Origin of the sequence: Tardiphaga sp. 839_C3_N1_4, from assembly GCF_051811045.1 — a bacterium.
Classification (GTDB): domain Bacteria; phylum Pseudomonadota; class Alphaproteobacteria; order Rhizobiales; family Xanthobacteraceae; genus Tardiphaga.
Window position 1 is genome coordinate 5,701,075 of the sequence record NZ_JBPWQD010000001.1, and the last position, 19,610, is coordinate 5,720,684.

Annotated in this window: 17 protein-coding genes; 8 read left to right on the forward strand and 9 right to left on the reverse strand. The window is 63.8% G+C overall.

All coding sequences use genetic code 11. The annotated features are described in order from the left end of the window. Nucleotides 1–31: 31 nt before the first annotated feature. The 5 genes from glgA to AB8A38_RS27335 all read right to left on the reverse strand — a co-directional run bounded on the left by glgA (nucleotide 32) and on the right by AB8A38_RS27335 (nucleotide 7,084). Entirely contained in the window at nucleotides 32–1,453 is a 1,422-nt protein-coding gene (gene glgA / locus AB8A38_RS27315) for a glycogen synthase GlgA (RefSeq protein WP_439088035.1), read from the reverse strand. A 198-nt stretch (nucleotides 1,454–1,651) separates the two neighbouring features. Continuing rightward, nucleotides 1,652–3,043, reverse strand: coding sequence for an MFS transporter (locus tag AB8A38_RS27320; RefSeq protein ID WP_439088036.1), 1,392 nt, complete (start codon nucleotides 3,041–3,043; stop codon nucleotides 1,652–1,654). 255 nt (nucleotides 3,044–3,298) lie between these two features. Further along, nucleotides 3,299–4,705 (reverse strand): MATE family efflux transporter, encoded by a 1,407-nt coding sequence (locus AB8A38_RS27325; protein WP_439088037.1) that lies wholly within the window; start codon nucleotides 4,703–4,705, stop codon nucleotides 3,299–3,301. Then, nucleotides 4,702–5,205, reverse strand: a complete 504-nt coding sequence (locus AB8A38_RS27330) for a helix-turn-helix transcriptional regulator (protein WP_089265316.1) — start codon at nucleotides 5,203–5,205, stop codon at nucleotides 4,702–4,704. The genes AB8A38_RS27325 and AB8A38_RS27330 overlap by 4 nt, the downstream gene beginning before the upstream one ends. A gap of 316 nt (nucleotides 5,206–5,521) precedes the next feature. Further along, complete coding sequence (locus tag AB8A38_RS27335; protein WP_439088038.1) at nucleotides 5,522–7,084, reverse strand: AMP-binding protein; 1,563 nt, start codon at nucleotides 7,082–7,084, stop codon at nucleotides 5,522–5,524. A 188-nt stretch (nucleotides 7,085–7,272) separates the two neighbouring features. Between AB8A38_RS27335 and AB8A38_RS27340 the strand changes: the two genes are divergently transcribed. The 3 genes from AB8A38_RS27340 to AB8A38_RS27350 are packed head-to-tail and all read left to right on the forward strand — an operon-like array spanning nucleotide 7,273 to nucleotide 9,284. Beyond that, nucleotides 7,273–7,881 (forward strand): LemA family protein, encoded by a 609-nt coding sequence (locus AB8A38_RS27340; protein WP_089265314.1) that lies wholly within the window; start codon nucleotides 7,273–7,275, stop codon nucleotides 7,879–7,881. 24 nt (nucleotides 7,882–7,905) lie between these two features. After that, entirely contained in the window at nucleotides 7,906–8,787 is an 882-nt protein-coding gene (locus AB8A38_RS27345) for a TPM domain-containing protein (RefSeq protein WP_439088039.1), read from the forward strand. Next, nucleotides 8,787–9,284, forward strand: coding sequence for a TPM domain-containing protein (locus AB8A38_RS27350; protein ID WP_439088040.1), 498 nt, complete (start codon nucleotides 8,787–8,789; stop codon nucleotides 9,282–9,284). Before AB8A38_RS27345 ends, AB8A38_RS27350 begins: the two co-directional genes overlap by 1 nt. 128 nt (nucleotides 9,285–9,412) lie before the next feature. Here AB8A38_RS27350 and AB8A38_RS27355 read toward each other — a convergent pair whose 3' ends face one another. Continuing rightward, entirely contained in the window at nucleotides 9,413–10,024 is a 612-nt protein-coding gene (locus tag AB8A38_RS27355; protein WP_439088041.1) for a glutathione S-transferase family protein, read from the reverse strand. A gap of 174 nt (nucleotides 10,025–10,198) precedes the next feature. On the opposite strand from AB8A38_RS27355, the gene AB8A38_RS27360 reads away from it, so the two are divergent. The 3 genes from AB8A38_RS27360 to AB8A38_RS27370 all read left to right on the forward strand — a co-directional run bounded on the left by AB8A38_RS27360 (nucleotide 10,199) and on the right by AB8A38_RS27370 (nucleotide 12,954). Beyond that, a complete protein-coding gene (locus AB8A38_RS27360; protein WP_439088042.1) occupies nucleotides 10,199–11,173 on the forward strand; it encodes a hypothetical protein in 975 nt (324 codons plus the stop codon). Between the two features lie 95 nt (nucleotides 11,174–11,268). Continuing rightward, entirely contained in the window at nucleotides 11,269–12,783 is a 1,515-nt protein-coding gene (locus AB8A38_RS27365; protein ID WP_439088043.1) for a hypothetical protein, read from the forward strand. 12 nt (nucleotides 12,784–12,795) lie between these two features. Further along, the gene (locus tag AB8A38_RS27370; RefSeq protein WP_439088044.1) at nucleotides 12,796–12,954 is read left to right on the forward strand and encodes a hypothetical protein; all 159 of its coding nucleotides are present in this window, start codon (nucleotides 12,796–12,798) and stop codon (nucleotides 12,952–12,954) included. A gap of 70 nt (nucleotides 12,955–13,024) precedes the next feature. On the opposite strand, the gene AB8A38_RS27375 is transcribed toward AB8A38_RS27370, so the two are convergent. The 3 genes from AB8A38_RS27375 to putA form a co-directional block, all read right to left on the reverse strand. Beyond that, entirely contained in the window at nucleotides 13,025–13,591 is a 567-nt protein-coding gene (locus AB8A38_RS27375) for a fasciclin domain-containing protein (RefSeq protein WP_439088045.1), read from the reverse strand. A gap of 228 nt (nucleotides 13,592–13,819) precedes the next feature. Continuing rightward, nucleotides 13,820–15,025, reverse strand: coding sequence for a CaiB/BaiF CoA transferase family protein (locus tag AB8A38_RS27380; RefSeq protein WP_439088046.1), 1,206 nt, complete (start codon nucleotides 15,023–15,025; stop codon nucleotides 13,820–13,822). A gap of 203 nt (nucleotides 15,026–15,228) precedes the next feature. Next, entirely contained in the window at nucleotides 15,229–18,231 is a 3,003-nt protein-coding gene (putA, locus tag AB8A38_RS27385) for a bifunctional proline dehydrogenase/L-glutamate gamma-semialdehyde dehydrogenase PutA (RefSeq protein WP_439088047.1), read from the reverse strand. 112 nt (nucleotides 18,232–18,343) lie between these two features. On the opposite strand from putA, the gene AB8A38_RS27390 reads away from it, so the two are divergent. Both AB8A38_RS27390 and AB8A38_RS27395 read left to right on the forward strand, forming a co-directional pair. Then, nucleotides 18,344–18,808 (forward strand): Lrp/AsnC ligand binding domain-containing protein, encoded by a 465-nt coding sequence (locus AB8A38_RS27390; protein WP_439088048.1) that lies wholly within the window; start codon nucleotides 18,344–18,346, stop codon nucleotides 18,806–18,808. Between the two features lie 140 nt (nucleotides 18,809–18,948). Then, entirely contained in the window at nucleotides 18,949–19,557 is a 609-nt protein-coding gene (locus AB8A38_RS27395) for a hypothetical protein (protein WP_439088616.1), read from the forward strand. Nucleotides 19,558–19,610: the final 53 nt, after the last annotated feature.

The window sequence follows — 19,610 nt, forward strand, 5'->3', positions numbered from 1 at the left end:
AAGATCGGGGTTCGCCTGCCGATTTCCCGCGCTACACTCCGGCGACGATGGTCTTGCGATACAGCGCGCTGTAGCTGGCGGCAGAAATATTCCAGCTGAACGATTTCGACATGGCGCTGCGACGCATCGAGTTCAGGCGTTCTTTGGAGCCATAGGTCGCGAAGGCCCGCAGGATGCCACCCAAAAATGACTCGGTGGAGGGCTGCGTGAACAAGAAGCCGGTCTCGCCATCGACGATGGTTTCGGCAAGGCCGCCCGTCTGGTGGCCGATCGGCAGCGAGCCGAAGCGCTGCGCATACATCTGGCTTAGTCCGCACGGCTCGAAGCGCGACGGCATCAGGGTGAAGTCGCTGCCGGCGAAGATACGCCGTGCCTCGCGGTCGTTGAAGCCGATGGCGACGCCGATCGCATCCGGACGGCGGCGATGCGCTTCCATCAGCGCATTCTCGATCGCGGTTTCGCCGCGGCCGGTGACGACGATCTGGCCGCCCGCGGACACGATGGCGTCGGCGGCCGACAGCACGAGGTCGACGCCCTTCTGATGCACGAGGCGGGCGACCAAACCAAAAATGGGCCCGCGGGAGAGCGCGAGCCCAAATTGTTGACGTACCCCATCGGCATTGGCGCGTTTGGCTTCCCAGTCACCCGCGCCGAACGGTCTCATGAGCTCCGCGCAGACGCGCGGATCCCAGCTTTCGTCGATGCCGTTGAGGATGCCGGTAAGCCGCGACTCATTCGAGCGCTTGGTCAGCAGGCCTTCCAGCCCGCAGCCGAGTTCCGGCGTGGTGATCTCGCGCGCATAGGTCTCGCTCACGGTGGTCAGATGCGACGAGTAGATCAGCCCGCCCTTGAGGAAGGAGAGCTTGTCGTAGAATTCGAGCCCGTCGATGTGAAACGACTCCGCAGGTGCACCGATCCGGCGCAGCGAGGTCTTCGGGAACAGACCCTGATAAGCGAGATTATGGATCGTCAGGATGGTCGGGATCTTCACCCCGCTCCAGGCGAGATAGGCCGGCACCAGGGCCGCCTGCCAGTCATTGGCGTGGACCAGATCGGCCGACCAGTTCTTGTCGAGCTTGCCCGAGGCGAGCAGCGCCGCGGCTGAGGCGAAGCGCGCGAAGCGGATGTCGTTGTCCGGCCAGTCCCGGCCGCAGGCATCGCCATACGGATTGCCGGGACGATCGTAGAGCTGCGGGCACAGCAGGATATAGATCGGCAGTCCATCCTTGGTCGCGGCAAGGCCGACCGAGCAGGCGGGCATTTCCGCCAGTGCCGGGCATTCGCCGACGATCTCGATGTCAGGAAACTGCGTGACGACGTCGCGGTAGCCGGGAAGGATGATGCGAACGTCGCTCCAGATACGCAAGGCTCTAGGGAGGGCGGCGGAGACGGCTGCGAGGCCGCCCACCCGGATGAAGTCGTCAATCTCTGGAGTGACGAACAGTACCCTCAAGAAATGCCCTCGTGCCCGCCGCGACTACAAGGATACAAGACTGGTCCAGCGTCTTTGGGTACTTACGGAACCGAAGGGCAATGGAACTCAGTTTTGTTACTTGCGCTGCAAAATATCTGTCTCTGCACTGCAGTATATCACATCACTTAATACGGCATTGCAAAAGAGAAATGTGAGTTCGCAAAATTATCTCTGAAATCAGTGACTGGGTGACGACGGGACGATCAGCCGCAGGAAGCTCATGACGCAGCCGAGCGCGGCAAAGCCGGCGCCGAGCGCCAGCGCCCACGTCGCGCCGCCATGGCCGAACAGGCCGAAGCAGAAGGCGGCGAGCGCCGCGCCCATGCTCTGGCCGGTCAGCCGGGCGGTGGCAACGATACCGCTGGCGCCGCCGCTGCGGCCGGCGGGAGCGCTCGACATGATCGCCTTCATGTTCGGGGCCTGGAAGAAGCCGAAGCCGGCGCCGCAGATCACCATCCGCCAGACGATATTGGTGACGCTCGGGTCGGGCGGCAGGGTGGCCAGCAGCACCATGCCGGCGCCCAGCAAGGCCATGCCGATACCGCCAAGAAGCCCGGCGGGATAGTGGTCCGACAACCGGCCGGCGATCGGCGCCATGATGCCGACGACCAGCGGCCAGGGCGTCAGGAAGAAGCCGGTCTCGACTGCCGAACGATGCAGAACTTCTTCGAAATAGAACGGCAGCGACACGAAGGCGAGGCCCTGGACGGAGAAGGAGCAAACCGCCGTGGCCGCCGACAGCGCGAACAATGGGCGGCGAAACAGGTCGATCGGCAGCATGGGCGCAGGGTGATCGGCCTGCCGGCGGAGCAGCAGCCAGCCGAACAACAGGCCGGCAACCAGTTCGGCGACGACAATGGACGGCGCCGTGTGATGGGCGGCGCTGTCGATGCCGAGGATCAGCAGGCCGAGGCAGAGCGAGGTCAGGAGGGCGCCGAGAAAATCGAAACGATGGGTGGCGCGTGTGGTCTTTGGCAGTGTCTTCAGGCTGATGACAATGGCGGCGAGGCCGAAGGGCAGGTTGATCGCGAACAGCCAGGGCCAGGTTGCAACCGACAGGATGCCCGAGGCGATGGTGGGGCCGAGGGTGAAGGCCGTCGCGACGACAAGGGCGTTATGACCGAGCCCGCGGCCGAAATGGCTTGGGGGATAAACCACGCGGACCAGCGCGGCATTGACGCTCATGGCGCCGGCGGCGCCGAGGCCCTGCAGCACCCGCGCGAACAGTAAAGTGTCCAGGGACCACGCGAATGCGCAGGCGACCGACGCGATCGTGAACAGGATCAGCCCGCCGAGATAGATGCGCTGATGGCCGACGATCTCGCCCAGCGCGCCGAGCGGCAGCAGCGTGGCGACCATGGCGATCTGGTAGACATTGACCACCCAGATCACATCTGCTGGCGTGGCATGCAGGTCGGCGGCGATGGAGGGCAACGCGATATTGGCGATGGCGGTATCGAGCGAGGCCATGGCAAGGGCGGTAAAGATGGCAAGCCGCGCCCAACGCTGCTGGCTCGGCGTCAGCCCTTCCGTCGGCTGGGGAGCCTGTGCCGCGATACCGTCTGCCATAGCTGGGGATTCCTGGGTGCGGCCGAACTGACCGCCGATCCGCGCTATCTAGGATAGTTCGCTTAGCCCCTACAGGCGTGTAACTGCATGAGGCATATGCAGGTCAGCGTGTAGGATGGGTAGAGCGTCTTTCGCGAAACCCATCACTCTTTCCCGCGGACCATGATGGGTTTCGCTGCGGCGCGTCGCGCCTCCGCTCTACCCATCCTACACGCCACGCGCTGTTTGAGACGGCACCGGCCGGGTACATCGGCGTCACCGCGGCTTCGTCTTGAACCAGGTCCCGGACGCCACCGCCGTGGCGATGATGGTGCCGTAGACGACCAGCGCAAACGTCAGGCAGGCGAACAGCCAGGTCAGCGATCCCGTCAGCCGCAGCGCCAACCAGCCGCCGCCGATGGAAATCAAGAGGCGCAGCACGCCGGCCAGCAGCGGATAGAGCATCTTGCCGGCGCCCTGCGAGGCGAAATAGAGCGACAGGCCCAGGCCGAAGAAGCCATAGGCCGGACCGACAATGCGTAAGTAAGCGCTGCCGGTCTCGATCATCTGTGGGTCCGACCCGAACAGGCCGAGCCACGCGGCTGGCCAGATCGCGGCCGCCAGGCCGACGGTTTCGGTGATCACGAACACCATGCCGCCGCCGATCAGCGCCGCCCGCAGTGCGCGCTGCTCCTGTCCCGCGCCGATATTGGTGCCCACCAGCGCCACCAGCGGTCCGCCAAACCCGAACGCCAATGGCACCATCAGATATTCCAAACGCACGCCGGTGCCGAACCCGGCCACGGCGTCGCCGCCAGCAAAGCCGCCGACCAGTGCGGTGGTCAGCAGCACCGTGAAGCTCGTCTGCAGGGAGATGACCGCGGCGATGGCGCCGACGCGCAGGATGTCGGCTGACAGATCCCAACGCAGCCGCGCCAGCTTGAAATGCACGATGCAGCGGCCCGAGAGGATGTAGCCGGCGAGTACGGCGCCGACGGTGAAGGTGGATAGCACCACGGCCCAGCCGCCGCCGGCAATGCCGAGGGCCGGAATCGGTCCCCAGCCGAAGATCAGTAGCGGCGACAGCGGGATCAGTAGCACCACGCCGATACAGATCGACAGCGACGGCACCAGCATGTTGCCGGTGCCGCGGATGATGCTGGCAAAGCCGTTCATCAGCCAAACTAAAACGCTGCCGCCGAACACCACGTTGGAATACTGCATGGCCGCGTCCAGCGCGCCGCCGCTGACACCCATCGCGGTGTAAATCGCACGGCCCCAGATCAGGAAGATCGCCGAGCCGATGAGGCCGAGCAGGATATTGATAAGGGTCGCGTGCATTACCAGCGCCTCGGCATCGTCGGTGCGCCTTGCGCCGAGCGCACGCGCAATCGCCGAGGAAATGCCGCCGCCCATGGCGCCAGCCGACAGCATCTGCATCATCATGAAGCCGGGAAACACCACGGCCATGCCGGTCAGCGCGTCGCTGCCGAGATGCGACACCCACCAGGTCTCGATCAGGCCGGTGGAAGCCTGCGCCAGCATCACCAGCAGATTGGGCCAGGCGAGCTTGACCAGCGTGGAGGCGATTGGCGCCTGCAGCAGCATCCGCGTCCGCGGGTTCATCTCGTGGACGGGCGCAGCCGTGGCGGCGACGATGGCCTGCGGCGTTTCCAGTTTCATGGTGATCCGTCCTTCTGCGGGCGCGGTTTGCTGAGCCGCCGTTGCACGCGTGCGCTGGCGGCAGGGCCGGGCGCATTGGCGTGGGTGGCTTCGGTGATTGGTTTGCCGGTACGGCGATCGACCAAGATGGGATCGGCGGTCTCGCCGGTCTCCTTGTCGATCAGAACAACGCTTTCACCCTCAGGCGCGAAGTGCCGGTTGCCCCAGCTTTGCAGCGACCACAGCACGGAGCGGAAATCCCGGCCGCGCGGGGTCACGATATATTCGTAACGCGGCGGCTTTTCGCAATATTGCCGCCTCGTGAGCAGGCCGGCCTCGACAAGGACTGCCAGCCGGCGGGTCAGCATGTTCGGCGCGATGTTGAGGTTCTTCTGGAACTGGTCGAACCGCGTCATGCCGTAGATGGCATCGCGCATGATCAGAATGCTCCACCACTCGCCGACGCGCTCAAGGCTGCGGGCAACCGGGCATTCCAGTTTTTCGAAACTTTTGCGCTCCATGGAGGGAGGATAGGCCAGTAACTATCATCATGCAAGTCACTTGGCGGTGTCTTCCCACCGTCATTCCGGGGCGTGCGCGCATCTTCGCGCGCGCGAACCCGGAATCCCGAACTGTTCATCACCTCTCTCCACCCACACGAGAGAGGTGATGAACAGTTCGGGATCGCTGCGCGCTCGGTCTGCCCCGGAATGAGGAGCGCGAGGCAGCCTCCGGCGCCGGCCACGCTGTCAGGCACACCAACTGGTGTGCCGGGAATGACGAGCTGGGCGGGGCGGGGTGTCGGTCCGACGCACCCCGGAATGCGCTTGAATTCGGCTACCCCACCATCCGCTCGCGCCCGACCCAGAAGCTCGCACGCAGTGCCTTCTTGTCGATCTTGCCGACGCCGGTCATCGGCAATTCAGTCACGAACTTGATGTGCTTGGGAGCATGCGCCGACCCCTTGCGGGTCTTCACCAGATTGATCAGTTCGTTGGCGTCCGGCTTCGCACCGCCACGCGCGACCACGATGGCGGTGACGGCCTCGCCCCATTTGTCGTCGGGCACCCCGACCACGGCGCACATGGCGACATCGGCATGGGTGGTCAACACATCCTCGATCTCGCGCGGGAAGATGTTGAAGCCGCCGGAGACGATCATGTCCTTCTTGCGGTCGAGGATGAACATGTAGCCGCGCTCGTCGGCGCGGGCGATGTCGCCAGTATGCAGCCAGCCGTTCTTCAGCGTCTCCGCGGTCTGCTCCGGCCGCTTCCAGTATTCCTTCATCACATGCGGCGCGCGGACGCAGATCTCGCCGGCCTCTCCGGGCGAGACTTCCTGATCGTCATCGTCGAGAATGCGGACGTCGCAGACAGCGATGGGGAAGCCGCAGGACAGGAACAGCTCGGGCTTCCTGGGATCATGATCCGTCTTGCGCAGCACCGACACAGGGTAGCATTCGGTCTGCCCGTAGAGCTGCGAGAACACCGGGCCGATGCGTTCGATGCCTTCCACCAGCCGGCTCGGTGACATCGGCGATGCGCCGTAAAGCACGAGATCGAGCGACGATAGATCGGTCTTTGACAGCGTCGGGTTGTCGAGCAGCACATAGATCATGGTCGGCACGAACAGCGTGAAATTGATGCGCTCGCGTTCGATGGTCTTGAGCACCGCTTCGGGATCGAAGCCCTTCAGCATGTGCACCGTGCCGCCGCGCATCAGCGTTGGCAGCACCTTGGTGCCGGCGACATGGCTGATCGGCGCCACCGTGAGATAGCTCGGCGTATCCGGAATTTCGAAGTCAGACAGGATGGCGCTGGCAAAGCCCGACACTTCGCGATGCCGGCGCAGCGCACCCTTGGACTTTCCAGTGGTGCCGCCGGTGTAGTTCAGTACGGCGATGTCATCGACCTGTGCAAAGTCCCGCGCGGTGGCGCTGCCGCCCGAGCCGACGACTTTCAGAAGATCGATGCCGTAATCCGCACGGCCCAGCGTGAACACGTGCTGCAGGCCTTGCGCGCGCGATGCCAGTTCGCCGCCGCGCTGCAGAAAATTGTCGGCATCGATGATCAGGATCGTTGCTTCGGCGTCCTCGATCTGGTCGATCTGGTCCTGCATGGAGCCCAGCGGATGCAGCCAGGAGATTGCGAAACGCGACAGTTGCGCGGCGACGCCGGCGCACCAGGTGTCGGCGCGGTTGGCTGTCAGCAACGCCACTTTCGTGCCGGGCTGTGCGCCGAGGTTCATGAACACATTCTGCAGTCGCGCGATCAGGTCCGTGGTGCCGCGATAGGTGATGGAGCCGCCGGGCCAACTGAAAGCGATGCGATCCGGATAGCGCGCCAGCGCCCGCAAGGTCTGCGCCCCGACCGTCGGAAACGCGTTGAGCACGTCCGTCATGGAAACCTCCCCAAATGTCCTCGGCTTCTGTGGGCCGATGCTTGCGGCAAGGCTAACAACGAATGCCGGGCATGCAAACATAAACCCGTATGGGCATTGCAGCATTCGCGATGAACTTGTGGCGGCTTTCGTCGTTTGCCTGTGCTAGAAGCGGTCGAGTCATTTGAGCCGCGTCACAGGAGAATTTCATGCGCAAGTTTTTGACCGTGCTGGCCGCACTGGCGACCCTCAGTCTGACCAATTGCGGTTACAACGCGATCCAGACCAATGATGAGCAGGTCAAGTCGGCCTGGTCGGAAGTGGTCAACCAGTATCAGCGCCGCGCGGACCTCGTGCCGAATCTCGTGAATTCCGTAAAGGGCTTCGCGCAGCAGGAGAAAGACGTTCTTCTGGGCGTCACAAATGCGCGCGCCAAGGTCGGCTCGGTGCAGGCGACGCCCGATGTGGTCAACGATCCCGCCGCGCTGCAGAAATTCCAGGCCGCGCAAGGCGAACTCTCCAGCGCGCTGTCGCGCTTGCTCGTGGTCACCGAGAACTATCCGCAGCTCAAGTCGGACGCGCTGTTCAAGGATCTGATGTCGCAGCTCGAAGGCACCGAGAACCGCATCACAGTGGCGCGCAACCGCTACATCAAGTCGGTGCAGGATTATAACGTCGGCGTGCGCACCTTCCCGAACAATCTGACGGCCATGATGTTCGGCTACAAGGAGAAGGCGAATTTCTCGGTCGCCAATGAGAGCGAGATTTCGACGGCGCCGAAGGTCGACTTCAACCCGACGCCGGCGCCTGCGAAATAGGCCGGTGCCGATCAGGCCGATCCGATGAAGGCGATCAAAGCCTGTCTGTTGGCATTGCTGCTGTGCTGGAGCGCCGTTGCTCTGGCTGATGTGGCCGTGCCGGCTCTGACGGGGCGCGTGGTCGATCAGACCGCGACGCTGAGCCAGAGCGAACAGGCGTCGCTCGACAGCACGCTGCGTGATTTCGAGTCGCGCAAGGGCAGCCAGATCGTGGTGCTGATCGTGCCCACCACGGCGCCAGAAGCCATCGCGCAATACTCCATCCGCGTTGCCGAAGCCTGGAAGATCGGCCGCAAGAAAGTCGATGACGGCGCGATCCTGCTGGTCGCCAAGGACGATCGCAAGCTCCGCATCGAAGTCGGCTACGGCCTCGAAGGCGCACTGACCGACGTGACCACGAAACGGATCATGGACGAGATCATCACGCCGCGCTTCAAGACCGGCGATTTCGCGGGTGGCATCACAGCCGGCGTCAACCAGATCATCAAGGTGATCGACGGCGAGCCACTGCCGGCGCCGGATGAATGGAAGGGTAATTCGAATGCCCTCGATCAGATCATGGAATATGCGCCGTTCCTGCTGTTCGGTGTGCTGATCTTCGGCAGTATCCTGCGTAATATCTTTGGCCGGCTGTTCGGCTCGCTGGCGACCGGCGGGCTCGTCACCGTGGTGGTCTGGTTGGTCGCCGGCAGCCTGCTGTTCGGCGGCATTCTCGGCGCGGTCGCATTTTTCTTTACGCTGATCAGCGAGGCCCTCATGTCGGGTGGCGGAGGCGGTGGACGTCGCGGCGGTGGCTCTATCGGGGGCGGCGGCGGTTCCTGGTCATCAGGGAGTTCATCGAGCAGCGGCGGCTTCAGTGGAGGCGGCGGCAGTTTCGGTGGCGGCGGCGCTTCGGGGAGTTGGTGATGAGCCTGACACGCATCGGCAACCATCTGCTCGGCAATCGCTCGCGGGTCCGCAAGGCGTTCCCGCCGGAATCGCTGGCGGCGATCGAACAGGCCATCAAGGCCTCCGAGGCCAGCCATGCCGGCCAGATCCGCTTCGTGGTCGAAGGCGCGCTGGACGGTGCCCCACTGTTCCGCAATCAATCCGCCCGCGAACGCGCCATCGACGTGTTCGCGCAATTGCGTGTCTGGGACACCGCGCATAACAACGGCGTGCTGATCTATCTGCTGCTCGCCGATCGCGATGTCGAGATCGTGGTCGACCGCGGCATTGATGCCCGCGTCGGCAAAGCCGGCTGGGAAGCGATCTGCCAGATGATGGAAGCGGAGTTTCGCGCCGGGCATTTCGAGCGCGGTGTGATCAAGGGCATCGATGCGGTGACGCAGCATCTGGCGGCGCATTTTCCGCGCGATGCCGGCTCGGTGAACGAACTGCCGGATGCGCCGGTGGTGCTGTAGCCGTTACGCCCTCTCAGCCGTCATGCGCGGGCTTGTCCCGCGTATCCACGCCTTGGCAACAAAACGAATAAAGACGTGGATGGCCGGGACAGGCCCGGCCATGACGGAGTTTTGTGTCAGAGCGCCAGTTACGCCTTCACACTCTCCCGCGCACCGACCCGCTCGAACCACGCTGCGATCCTCGCATTGCCCCGGTCCCAAGGCTGCTTCACCTTGTCGGCGAAATCGAGCCAGCAAAACAGCACGATGTCGGCCATGGTGAACCGCTCGCCGCAGATGAAGGTCTTGCCGCCCATCTGTCCGTCGAGCCAGCGCAGCCGGTCGATGGCGATTGTTTTCAGGCCCGGCGCGCCTTCGGGCACGCAGACGATACGTGTCTCGAAGCGCTTCAATCCCTCCGAAAAGCGATAGCCGTTGGCGATGTGCTGGCAGATGTTGAGATCGACGCGCTGCCGCCACATCCGCGCCTCGGCGCGCTGCTCGGGCGTGGTGCCGATCAGCGCCGGCGTCGGATGCGTCTCCTCGATATATTCGCAGATCGCCACCGTCTCCGACACGTAGGCGCCGTCGTCGAGTTCGAGCGTCGGCATCTGGCCATGCGGATTGCGCGCCAGATGCGCGGGTTCGCGGTTCTCCCCGGCAGCAAGATCGACGCTCTGGATGGGGAGGCTGATGCCCTTCTCGGCCAAGAACATGCGCACCACGCGCGGATTCGGTCCGATGGAATCGTAGAGCTTCATGGCATTTCCCCGATTGTTCTGTTTGCAGGTGTTGTGCGGGCGGGGCGGATGCGCGTCAAGCAACGGTTCCTCCCCCCGGACAAGAGGTGAAATTTTCGTAAGCACGGCACCCGGTAAGGATTTGGCAAGCAATGAAAGTTACCAAAGTGTTCATCTATTCCGGAGAATTTGATCGTGAGCGAGCACAAGGCCGATTCCACCCCAGACGTCAGCGGCGATCACGTCGACACCGGCGCGGCGGCGGTGGCCGGTTCCCACGATGCTGACATTCACGTGGATTCGCCGAAGCTCGCACCGGAGCAGGGCGACGAGCACAGCGGTGCTGACCGCCCCGCCCAGATGCCTAAGAGGGAAGCGCCGAAGCTCGGAGCGCCCGGCCGGATCACCATCATGGCTCCCTCCCGCGACAGCGGCCCGCATGATGGCGCATCCCGCGAGAATGTGTCGCGCGAGCGCTCCTGGGAAGACTTCGTCAACTCCGAGCCGAAGATTGAGTCGGCAGAGAAGGCTGGCCGCAGCCGGATGCTGGCGATCGCCGCGATGATCGCGCTGGGCATCACCGTCGGCGCGGTTGGTGGTTCGGTCGCAATGTCGGGCCTCGGCAAGCTGTTTGCCGCCGACGACGCCAAGTCGACCAATCAGGCACTGGAAGACCATATCGCCCGCCTCGACGGCGAACTCTCGGCGCTCAAGGCCGAGGTCGACCGCAACGCCAAGCAGTCCATTGCGGCGCGCGCGAAGTCTGCCGATCGTCTCGACAAGCTTGAGAAGGCGCAAGCCGAACCGGCCGCGAAACTCGCCAAGCTGAGCGAGACCGTCGAAAAGCTGCGCACCACACCGCCGGCTGCTGCCGCACCCGCGCCGGCCCCTGCACCGGTTGCCTCGGTACCGGCCAAGGAAGTGACCGGTTCGATCAACGCCCCGGTGCCGACCCCGACACCGAAGCCCGAAGTTGCGCGCCTGCCCACGGTCGAAAGCTGGCGCATCATCGACATCGCCGGCGGCGGTGCCACCATCGAGGGCCGTGCCGGAATCTTCGAAGTCTATGCCGGCGATCCGGTTCCCGGCCTCGGCCGCGTCGACGCGATCCGCAAACAGGATGGCCGCTGGACGGTGGTCACGAGCCGCGGCCTGATCGTTGCCCGCTGATCCGCTCTTCCTGTGATGAATGCGTTCGGGCCGCTGCTGGTGCAGCGGCCTTTGTTTTGGGCTAGCTTCCCGGCATGACGTATCGGGATTGCGCCGTGCGACTTTGCTTGAGCCTCATTGCCGTGCTGCTCGGCCTCGTGGCTCCTGTCGCTGTCGCGCAGGCTGACGAGGGCAACGGTCTCGCCGTCACCGATCCCGGTGTGTTGCGGGCGCTGGAAACGCACGGCACCCACGGTCTCGGCCTCGCGCAACTGCTCGATACCGCGCGATCGATACCGATCCCCAACGATGCTCTGTTTGCTCTGCCTGCGATGACGCCGGTCCGTGCCGCGCTGGATGATGCGTTCACGCACTATCTCGCCGAGCATCAGAACCGCCAGCCGCGCGTGAGCATTGGCGTTGGCCCCGGCCATGATGTGCAACTGTTCGACAAGGTAATGCTGACGTCGCCCGACGCGCGGTTCATTCTCGCCGGAATCGTCAACCGCATGGACCGCGCTTATGTCGCGCCGGATACTTGCGGCGAGATCAGGCTGATCTACCGCCTCACGCGCACGGCCACTGGCACGACACCGCCGCGCCTGCCGATGACGCTAAATCTTGTGCTTCATGCGAAGGACCCGAACGATGCGTCGGTAACATGCGCGGATCTCGCCGCGCGCTGGCTCGATTCAGCGCCGTTCGCCGAGACTGGCGTAGCGCTCGCAGATCGCTTGCTGAAACCGGGTGGCCCGCTTGCGACAATCACAGCCGCACATATCGATCGCATCGAAACCAATCTGCAGATCGCGCATCGACCGAAGTCCGATACGCGGGAATTCCGCACCGACTATTTGCAGAAGGTGTTTCGCTTCGATGCCAGCGCGAAGCAGTTTCGCGAGGCATCCATGGAGGACCAGATCGACCGTGATCGGTTGCTGGCTGACGCGGCGCTCGGTCGCGCGTTTCGAGACTGGCTGCTCGCGCCGAAGAATCTGCGCGCCTTCGATCGCGGTACGGTTTTGATCCCCGAGAAATTCCTCGCGACATCGTCGCTGGCGTCGACGCCGGTTGGCTTTGCACCATCGGTGCTGCAGCCGGAGTTCGGTCTGATAGACAGCAAGGGGAAGGGCGTGTTCAGCGACCGCGACATCGTGAACGCGCTGGAACGAGCAGCATCGCAGGGCATCGCCTTGGAGAACATCCGCTCGCCAGCCGGCTTCGCGCGGCGGCTGAACGACATCACTTGCGGCGGCTGCCATCAGATTCGCGGTATCGGCGGTTTTCATTTTCCCGGCGCTGACACGCTGGCCGAGCAATCGCAGGGAACGGTCCCCGCATCGCCGCATTTCATCGGTGATCAGCCCCGCCGTCGCGATATCGTCATGGCGATGCGCAATGGAAAGGCGGCGGACTTTTCACGCGGTTTCTCCGACCGGCCGCAGATGCGTGGTACCAATGAACTCGCGGGATCGCCTCTCCTCGATGGCTGGGGCGCGACATGTTATCGACCGAAGCAGAATGGCGTCGCGGACAAGAGTTTCGCATCCTGGACCTGTGCCGAAGGTCTCGCCTGTCAGCAGGTTGGTGGGGATGCGTCGTCTGCGATCGGCATGTGTTTCGTGAAATGAAATGAGGACGCGATGAACGAGACCGACAAAGAGATCAAGGAACGCGACATCGCGATCGCCGAGAACGAGAGCAAGCAGCAGACGACGAGCAGCATCCGCGTCAGCGTCTGCGCGATCGGTGTGGCCGTCCTGCTCGGGCTCGGCTTCTTCGGCTGGCTGCTGGCGCGGTAGTCAAAAAAGCACCTCTCCCCGCAGACAGGGAGAGGCGAAGTAGGTCAATTCAGAATGCTCTCTGGAACGGTTAGCCCGGCATGAGCACGGTGTTGACCACGTGGATCACGCCGTTCGACTGGTTTACGTTCGGGATGGTGACGGTCGAGACGCCGCCCTTGGCATCGACGAGCATCACCTTGCCGCCGGAGCGCCGCACGGTGAGCTCTTCACCTTCGACGGTGGTGAGCTTCTTGCCGTCGGTCAGCGCAGCTGCCTGCAGCCGGCCGGGGACCACGTGATAGGTGAGGATCTTGGTGAGCGTTGCCTTGTTCTCCGGCTGCACCAGTGTGCCGACAGTGCCCTTTGGCAGCTTGCCGAATGCCGCATTGGTCGGTGCGAACACGGTAAACGGGCCGGGGCTGGCCAGCGTATCGACGAGGCCGGCGGCCTTCACGGCGGCGACCAGCGTGGTGTGATCCTTCGAATTCACGGCGTTCTCGACGATGTTCTTGGACGGATACATCGCGGCGCCGCCTACCATGACGGTGTTCTCGCCCTTCATCATCTTGGCAGCAGCGGGCTCGAGGAAGCTCGCCGAAATCATCAGCGTGCTGAAGGCGGCGAATGACAGTAGTGCAATGCGCTTCTTGGACATGGTCGTCTCCCGATTGACTGTGGCGTCGCCGGCGGGGAATCCGCAGACGTTGTGATCTCGTTGCCGGCGACAGGCCAGGATATGTCCATGGCCTGTCGCGCTAACGAGATCAGCTACGCGTGGTGGGAGAGGCGGTTTCAGATCAGCCCGTGACCACTTCGTGATCACGGGCCGCATCGCAGCATTGAAACTCTTTTGCGCGAGCTGCGTACTCCGCTATTTGCGCGACTATGCTACCGCGCCAGTCGCGCGCAGCCGCGCAATCTCGGCATCGTCGAAACCAGCGGCACGCAGGATCTCGTCGCTGTGCTGGCCGATGGACGGCGGCAGATGCGGTTTGCGTTTGGTCTCGCCGCCGATCCAGATCGGGCTGTTGATGGTGAGGATGTCGGTTCCCTCAAACGGGATCAGCACGTCGTTGTCCTTCATCTGCTGATCGTTCGGGATGTCGTCGAGAATACCGACGAAGCCGAACACGAGGCCGTTGCCATCGAGCCGCTCGCGCCAGTCGGCGAGGTCGCGGGTCGCGAACACCTCGTCGAGGATCTTGATCAGTTCGACGGAACGCGCATGGCGATCGGGTTTGGTTGCGAAGCGCGGATCGTCGCGCAGGTCCTCGCGGCCGAGGCATTTGGTGAAAGCCGGCCATTGCCGCTCCTCGGCAAGCAGCGACAGCATGATCCAGCGACCGTCGCGGCACCTGTAGTGATTGGTGACGGCATTGAGCGCTTCCTCGCGCGAGCGGCGCTTCTCGAATTTGGCGCCGACCAGCTTGGCCTGCGCCAGCACGCTCGACGACCACACGCCATTGGCCATCAGGTTGGATTTCACCTGGCAGCCCTTGCCGGTCTTCTCGCGCTTGTAGAGCGCGGTGACGATGGCGCCATAAAGCGCCATGGCGCAGGGATGATCGCCCATGCCGGCAATCGAACGCGTCGGCGTGGTGTCTTCATCCGCGCGTACCAGATCCATCATGCCGGAGCGCGCCCACCACGCGGTGCTATCGAAGCCGGGTTTGTCCGCTTCCGCGCCCTTGTCGCCATAGCCGGTGAAGCACGCATAAATGAGCTTCTCGTTGAGCGACGCGATATCCTCATAGGCGATCTTCAATCGCTTGCGCACCGGCGGCGGGAAATTGGTGATGAACACGTCGGCTTCGGCGATGAGCTTGTAGAGCACTGCCTGGCCTTCCGGCTTGGCCAGATCGAGCGCGAGACTCTTCTTGTTTCGGCTCTCCATCATCCACGCATAATTGTGCTCGCTCTTGGGATAACCGGGCAGGTTGGGCAGGTTGCGATAGGGGTCGCCGGCACCGGGCGGTTCGATCTTGATGACGTCGGCGCCGAAGTCAGACAGCACTGTGGCTGCGGCGGGCGCGGCGATGAAGCTCGCGCAGTCCAGCACCTTCAGCCCCTTGAACAGACCGTCTTCCATGCGTCACTCCCGTCGCTTTTGTTCTATGTGGTGTTCTTGCCGTCTGCCGGAATTTAATTCCGTCTGGAATCCGGTGGCGCATTTGACCCATCTTCGATGGGTGATGCAACGCTCTTCCCCTCTCCACCAGCGCAGCGCTGCTGCGCGCCGCGGGAGAGGGTGGATCGAGCGCGCGGAGCGCGATCAAGACGGGAGAGGGTTATTCAATCGCCGTCTGTCATCAATGCTGCATTGCCACCCGCGGCAGCCGTGTTGATCGTCACCGTCTGTTCGGTGGCGAAGCGGGCGAGGTAGTGCGGACCGCCGGCTTTCGGCCCGGTGCCGGACAGGCCGAAGCCACCAAAGGGCTGCACACCGACCACGGCGCCGATCATGTTGCGGTTCACATAGACATTGCCGACCGGCAGGCGCGCGATCACGCGCTCGATCATATCGTCGATCCGCGAATGCACGCCGAGCGTGAGCCCGAAGCCGGTGTCGGCAATATCCTGCAGCACCTTGTCGAAGCCGGCAGCGCGGTAGCGCACCACATGCAGGATCGGGCCGAACACTTCCTCGGTGAGCTGCCGTGCGCTTGCGAGTTCGAAGATATGCGGTGCGACGAAGTTGCCTGCAGGTGCCGTGCCCGCAAGGTGCACGCGTGCTTCGGTCGTCATGCGCGCAATATGCGCATCGAGCTTTTGCTTTGCCTCGGTGTCGATCACCGGGCCGATATGAGTGGCGGCATCACGGAGATCGCCCAGCTTGAGTTCCCGGGCCGCGCCCACGATCATCTCGATCATGCGATCGGCGACATCGTCCTGCACCAGCAGCAGCCGCAACGCCGAGCAGCGCTGCCCGGCTGACCGGAACGCTGACATCACCACATCGTCGGCGACCTGTTCGGGCAGGGCGGTGGCATCGACGATCATCGCATTGATGCCGCCGGTCTCCGCGATGAGTGGCACGATCGGGCCATCTTTGGCGGCGAGGGCGCGATTGATGGATCGCGCCACCTCGGTCGAGCCGGTGAACACCACACCGGCGATGGCGGGATGCGCGACGAGCGCCGCCCCGGTGCGGCCGTCGCCCTGGATCAGATGCAGTGCTGACGTGGGCACACCGGCTTCGTGAAGCAGGCGCACGGCCTGCGCCGCGATGCGTGGCGTTTGTTCGGCCGGCTTGGCGACGACCGTATTGCCGGCCATCAGCGCGGCACTCACCTGGCCAAGAAAGATCGCCAGCGGAAAATTCCACGGCGAGATGGCGACGAAGACGCCGCGGCCGCGCAGGCTCAACAGGTTGCTCTCGCCGGTGGGCCCGGGCATCACCTCGCCCTCGCCGAATTGCTTGCGGCCTTGCGCGGCATAGTAGCGGCAGAAGTCGATGGCTTCGCGGACTTCCGACAGCGCGTCATCGAGCGTCTTGTCGCCTTCCTGTTGCAGCAATGCGATGAAGGACGCACGGCGCTGTTCCAGAAGATCGGCGGCGTGGTCGAGGATTGCCGCGCGGTCTTCAGCCGGCGTGCGGCTCCATGATGCAAAGCCTGTGCGCGCTACCGTCACCGCAGCATTTGCCTGCTCGGCATTGGCATCGACTACCTTGTCCATGTCTGGCTTGCTGGCCGCAATCTCGACCAGCAATTTGTTCAACGCAGCGCGTTCGCCGAATTCGATGCCGTGCGAATTGGTGCGCTCGGGTCGATAGAGATCGGCGGGGAGCGGGATCTTCGGATGACGCGCGCCGTCGGGCGCGCCAATAATTGCGGTCGGTCGCTGCAGCAAGCTTGCGGTCGGCACGGTGTCATCGGCGGCGATCGCCACGAAAGATGAGTTCGCGCCATTCTCCAGCAGCCGTCGCACCAGATAGGCCAGCAGATCGCGATGACTGCCGACCGGCGCATAGGTGCGCCAGCGGATAGCGGGGTAGTCCTTGCCGAGTTGATCGTAAAGCGCGTCGCCCATGCCGTGCAGGCGCTGGAATTCATGGCCGCCGCTGGTGCCGGCCAGTTCGAGGATGGTCGCGACGGTGAGCGCATTGTGCGTCGCGAACTGCGGGAAGATGCGCGGCCGCAGCACGAGCAGCTTCTGCGCGCAGGCGATGTAGTTGAGATCGGTCATCGCCTTGCGCGTGAACACCGGATAGCCAATGAGCCCGCGTTCCTGCGCGCGCTTGATCTCGGTGTCCCAATAGGCGCCCTTGACGAGCCGCACCATCATCTTGCGATCGTGATGGCGCGCCAGCGCGTCGATGTGGTCGATCACATCGGCGCAGCGCTTTTGATAAGCTTGGATCGCAAGCCCGAAACCGTCCCATCCTGCCAGCGACGGATCGGCAAAGGCCGCGTCGATCACGTCGAGCGACAATTCGAGTCGGTCGGCTTCTTCGGCATCGACGGTGAAATTGAGGTCATAGCTCTTCGCTTGCTGCGCCAGCGCGATCAGACGCGGCACCAGTTCGCGCATCACGCGCTGATGGCTCACCGCCTCATAGCGCGGATGCAGCGCCGAGAGTTTGACCGAGATACCCGGCCGGTCGGGCAGAGGCCGCTTGCCCGCGGCGTGACCGATGGCCGAGATCGCCGAGGCGTAGGAGTCGAAATAGCGCTGCGCGTCGTCTTTGGTGCGCGCGCCTTCGCCAAGCATGTCGAAGGAGTAGCGTGCCGGGCGCTCGGATGGCGCGCGGGCGCGGGCCAGCGCTGCATCGATGGTTTCCCCGAGCACGAAATGGCTGCCCATCAGCCGCATCGCCTGCCGCGTCGCGGTGCGCACCGCGGGCAGGCCGATCCGCTTCGCCAGCCGGCCCAGCGTGCCCGTCGGCGTCTCGCCGGGCTGGATCGCGCGCTGCGAGATGCCGAGCGCCCAGGCCGAGGCATTGACTAGGAAGGCGCTCGATTTCGTTTCATGATGGATGAAGTCGCCCTGGCCGAGCTTGTCCTCGATGAAGGCATCGGCGGTGCGCGCGTCCGGCACCCGCAGCAGCGCCTCGGCCAGTACCATCAGCGCCAGGCCCTCCTTGGTGGAGAGCGCATATTCCCGCAGCATGTCCTCGACACCGCCAAAGCGGTCGTCCTTGGCGCGGATTGCGTCGATCAGGCGCCTGGCCGTTGCGTCGATCCGCGCGTCCTGGGCGGGCGTCATGGCTGCGTCGGCCAGAAGCCAGGCGGCGATGGCTCCATCATCCGGTGCATAGGGAGCGCTGAAGGGAGGCATGGAATCGGGCGGCATGGGCGTTTCCTCGGATATTCTGCAACCCTAATCCCGGTCCGCCCGTAGTTCGATAGGAGATATCGAAATTTTACCTTAGATAATCCGGAAATGGTCGTGCTATACACCTGATATGAGTGATATCGACAAGATCGACCGGAAAATCCTCGCCATCCTGCAGGCTGACGGCCGAATCGCCAATGTCGAGCTGGCCGAGAAGATCGGCCTGTCCCCGACATCGATCGGCGATCGGCTGAAGCGGCTGCAGCGCGACGGCTATATCGAGGGCTATGGTGCGCGGCTCAATCCGCAGATGCTTGGCCTCGGCCTTTTGGTGTTCGTCGAAGTTCTGCTCGACAAGACCACGCCGGATGTGTTCGAGCGCTTCGCCCGCGCGGTGCGGCTCGCGCCGGAAGTGCTGGAGTGCCACATGGTGGCCGGCGGTTTCGATTATCTGGTGAAGGCGCGCGTTGCCGACATGAGCGCCTATCGGAGTTTTCTCGGCGAGAGTCTGCTGGCACTTCCCGGCGTGCGCGAGAGCCGCACCTACGCCGTCATGGAAGAAGTGAAGCGCGACGCACCGCTGCCGGTGGGATAGCGAGCCGGGATAACGCCGCCGTTACCTTGCCGTTGTCTTGGCAGCGTGGAGACCCTGCGTTAGGTTTCCGCGCGTTTCTCTCGGAGCAAATCATGCGGGCAGGCCAGTTCAATCTTCGTGTCGCCGATTTTCGTAGTCTGATGGCGGCAGGTGTCATCGCGCTGACCGGCCTGTTCTCGATGTCTCATGCGCGCGCGATCGAAATGTCCCGCGAGGTCAGCGATCTCTACACGTCGGTGTCGATTTATCCGCCATCCGCGGGTTCCATGACCATCTGCTACGGCTTCGTCTGCCGGCGTCGCCACGCCTTCGATTTCACGCCGGCCGACAGGGCTGCGCTCACCAAGCTTCTCGCCGCAGGCAAGGCGTCGGCCGCAGCGGAGCGCGCTGCCGTGCAGAAGGCGGTGGTGTGGTGGGACCGCCGCGTCGGCCCGGTGCTGGGCACCGACAAGCGGATCGCCAATGCGGATTTCCGCTATTTCGACGACAAGCACAATTTCGATTGCTGGGACACGACGCGCAACGTCACCAGCCTTCTGCTGATCATCCAGGACTGGGGTTTGCTCAAGCATCACACGGTGGGCAATCCGCGCTATCGCGGCAATGCGCTGGTGCTGCAGACGCCGCACAATACCGCCGTGCTGCTGGACCGCGCGACAGGCACCGAATGGGTGGTCGACATGTGGACGCGCGGCTATGCGCAGCTGCCGGACGTCAAGCCGGCCGATCAGTGGGTCAAGGAAAACTGAAGCAGGGAATGGAGCGCCGTCGCGTCGCTGAGGCGTGCGTCACGTCAACTGGC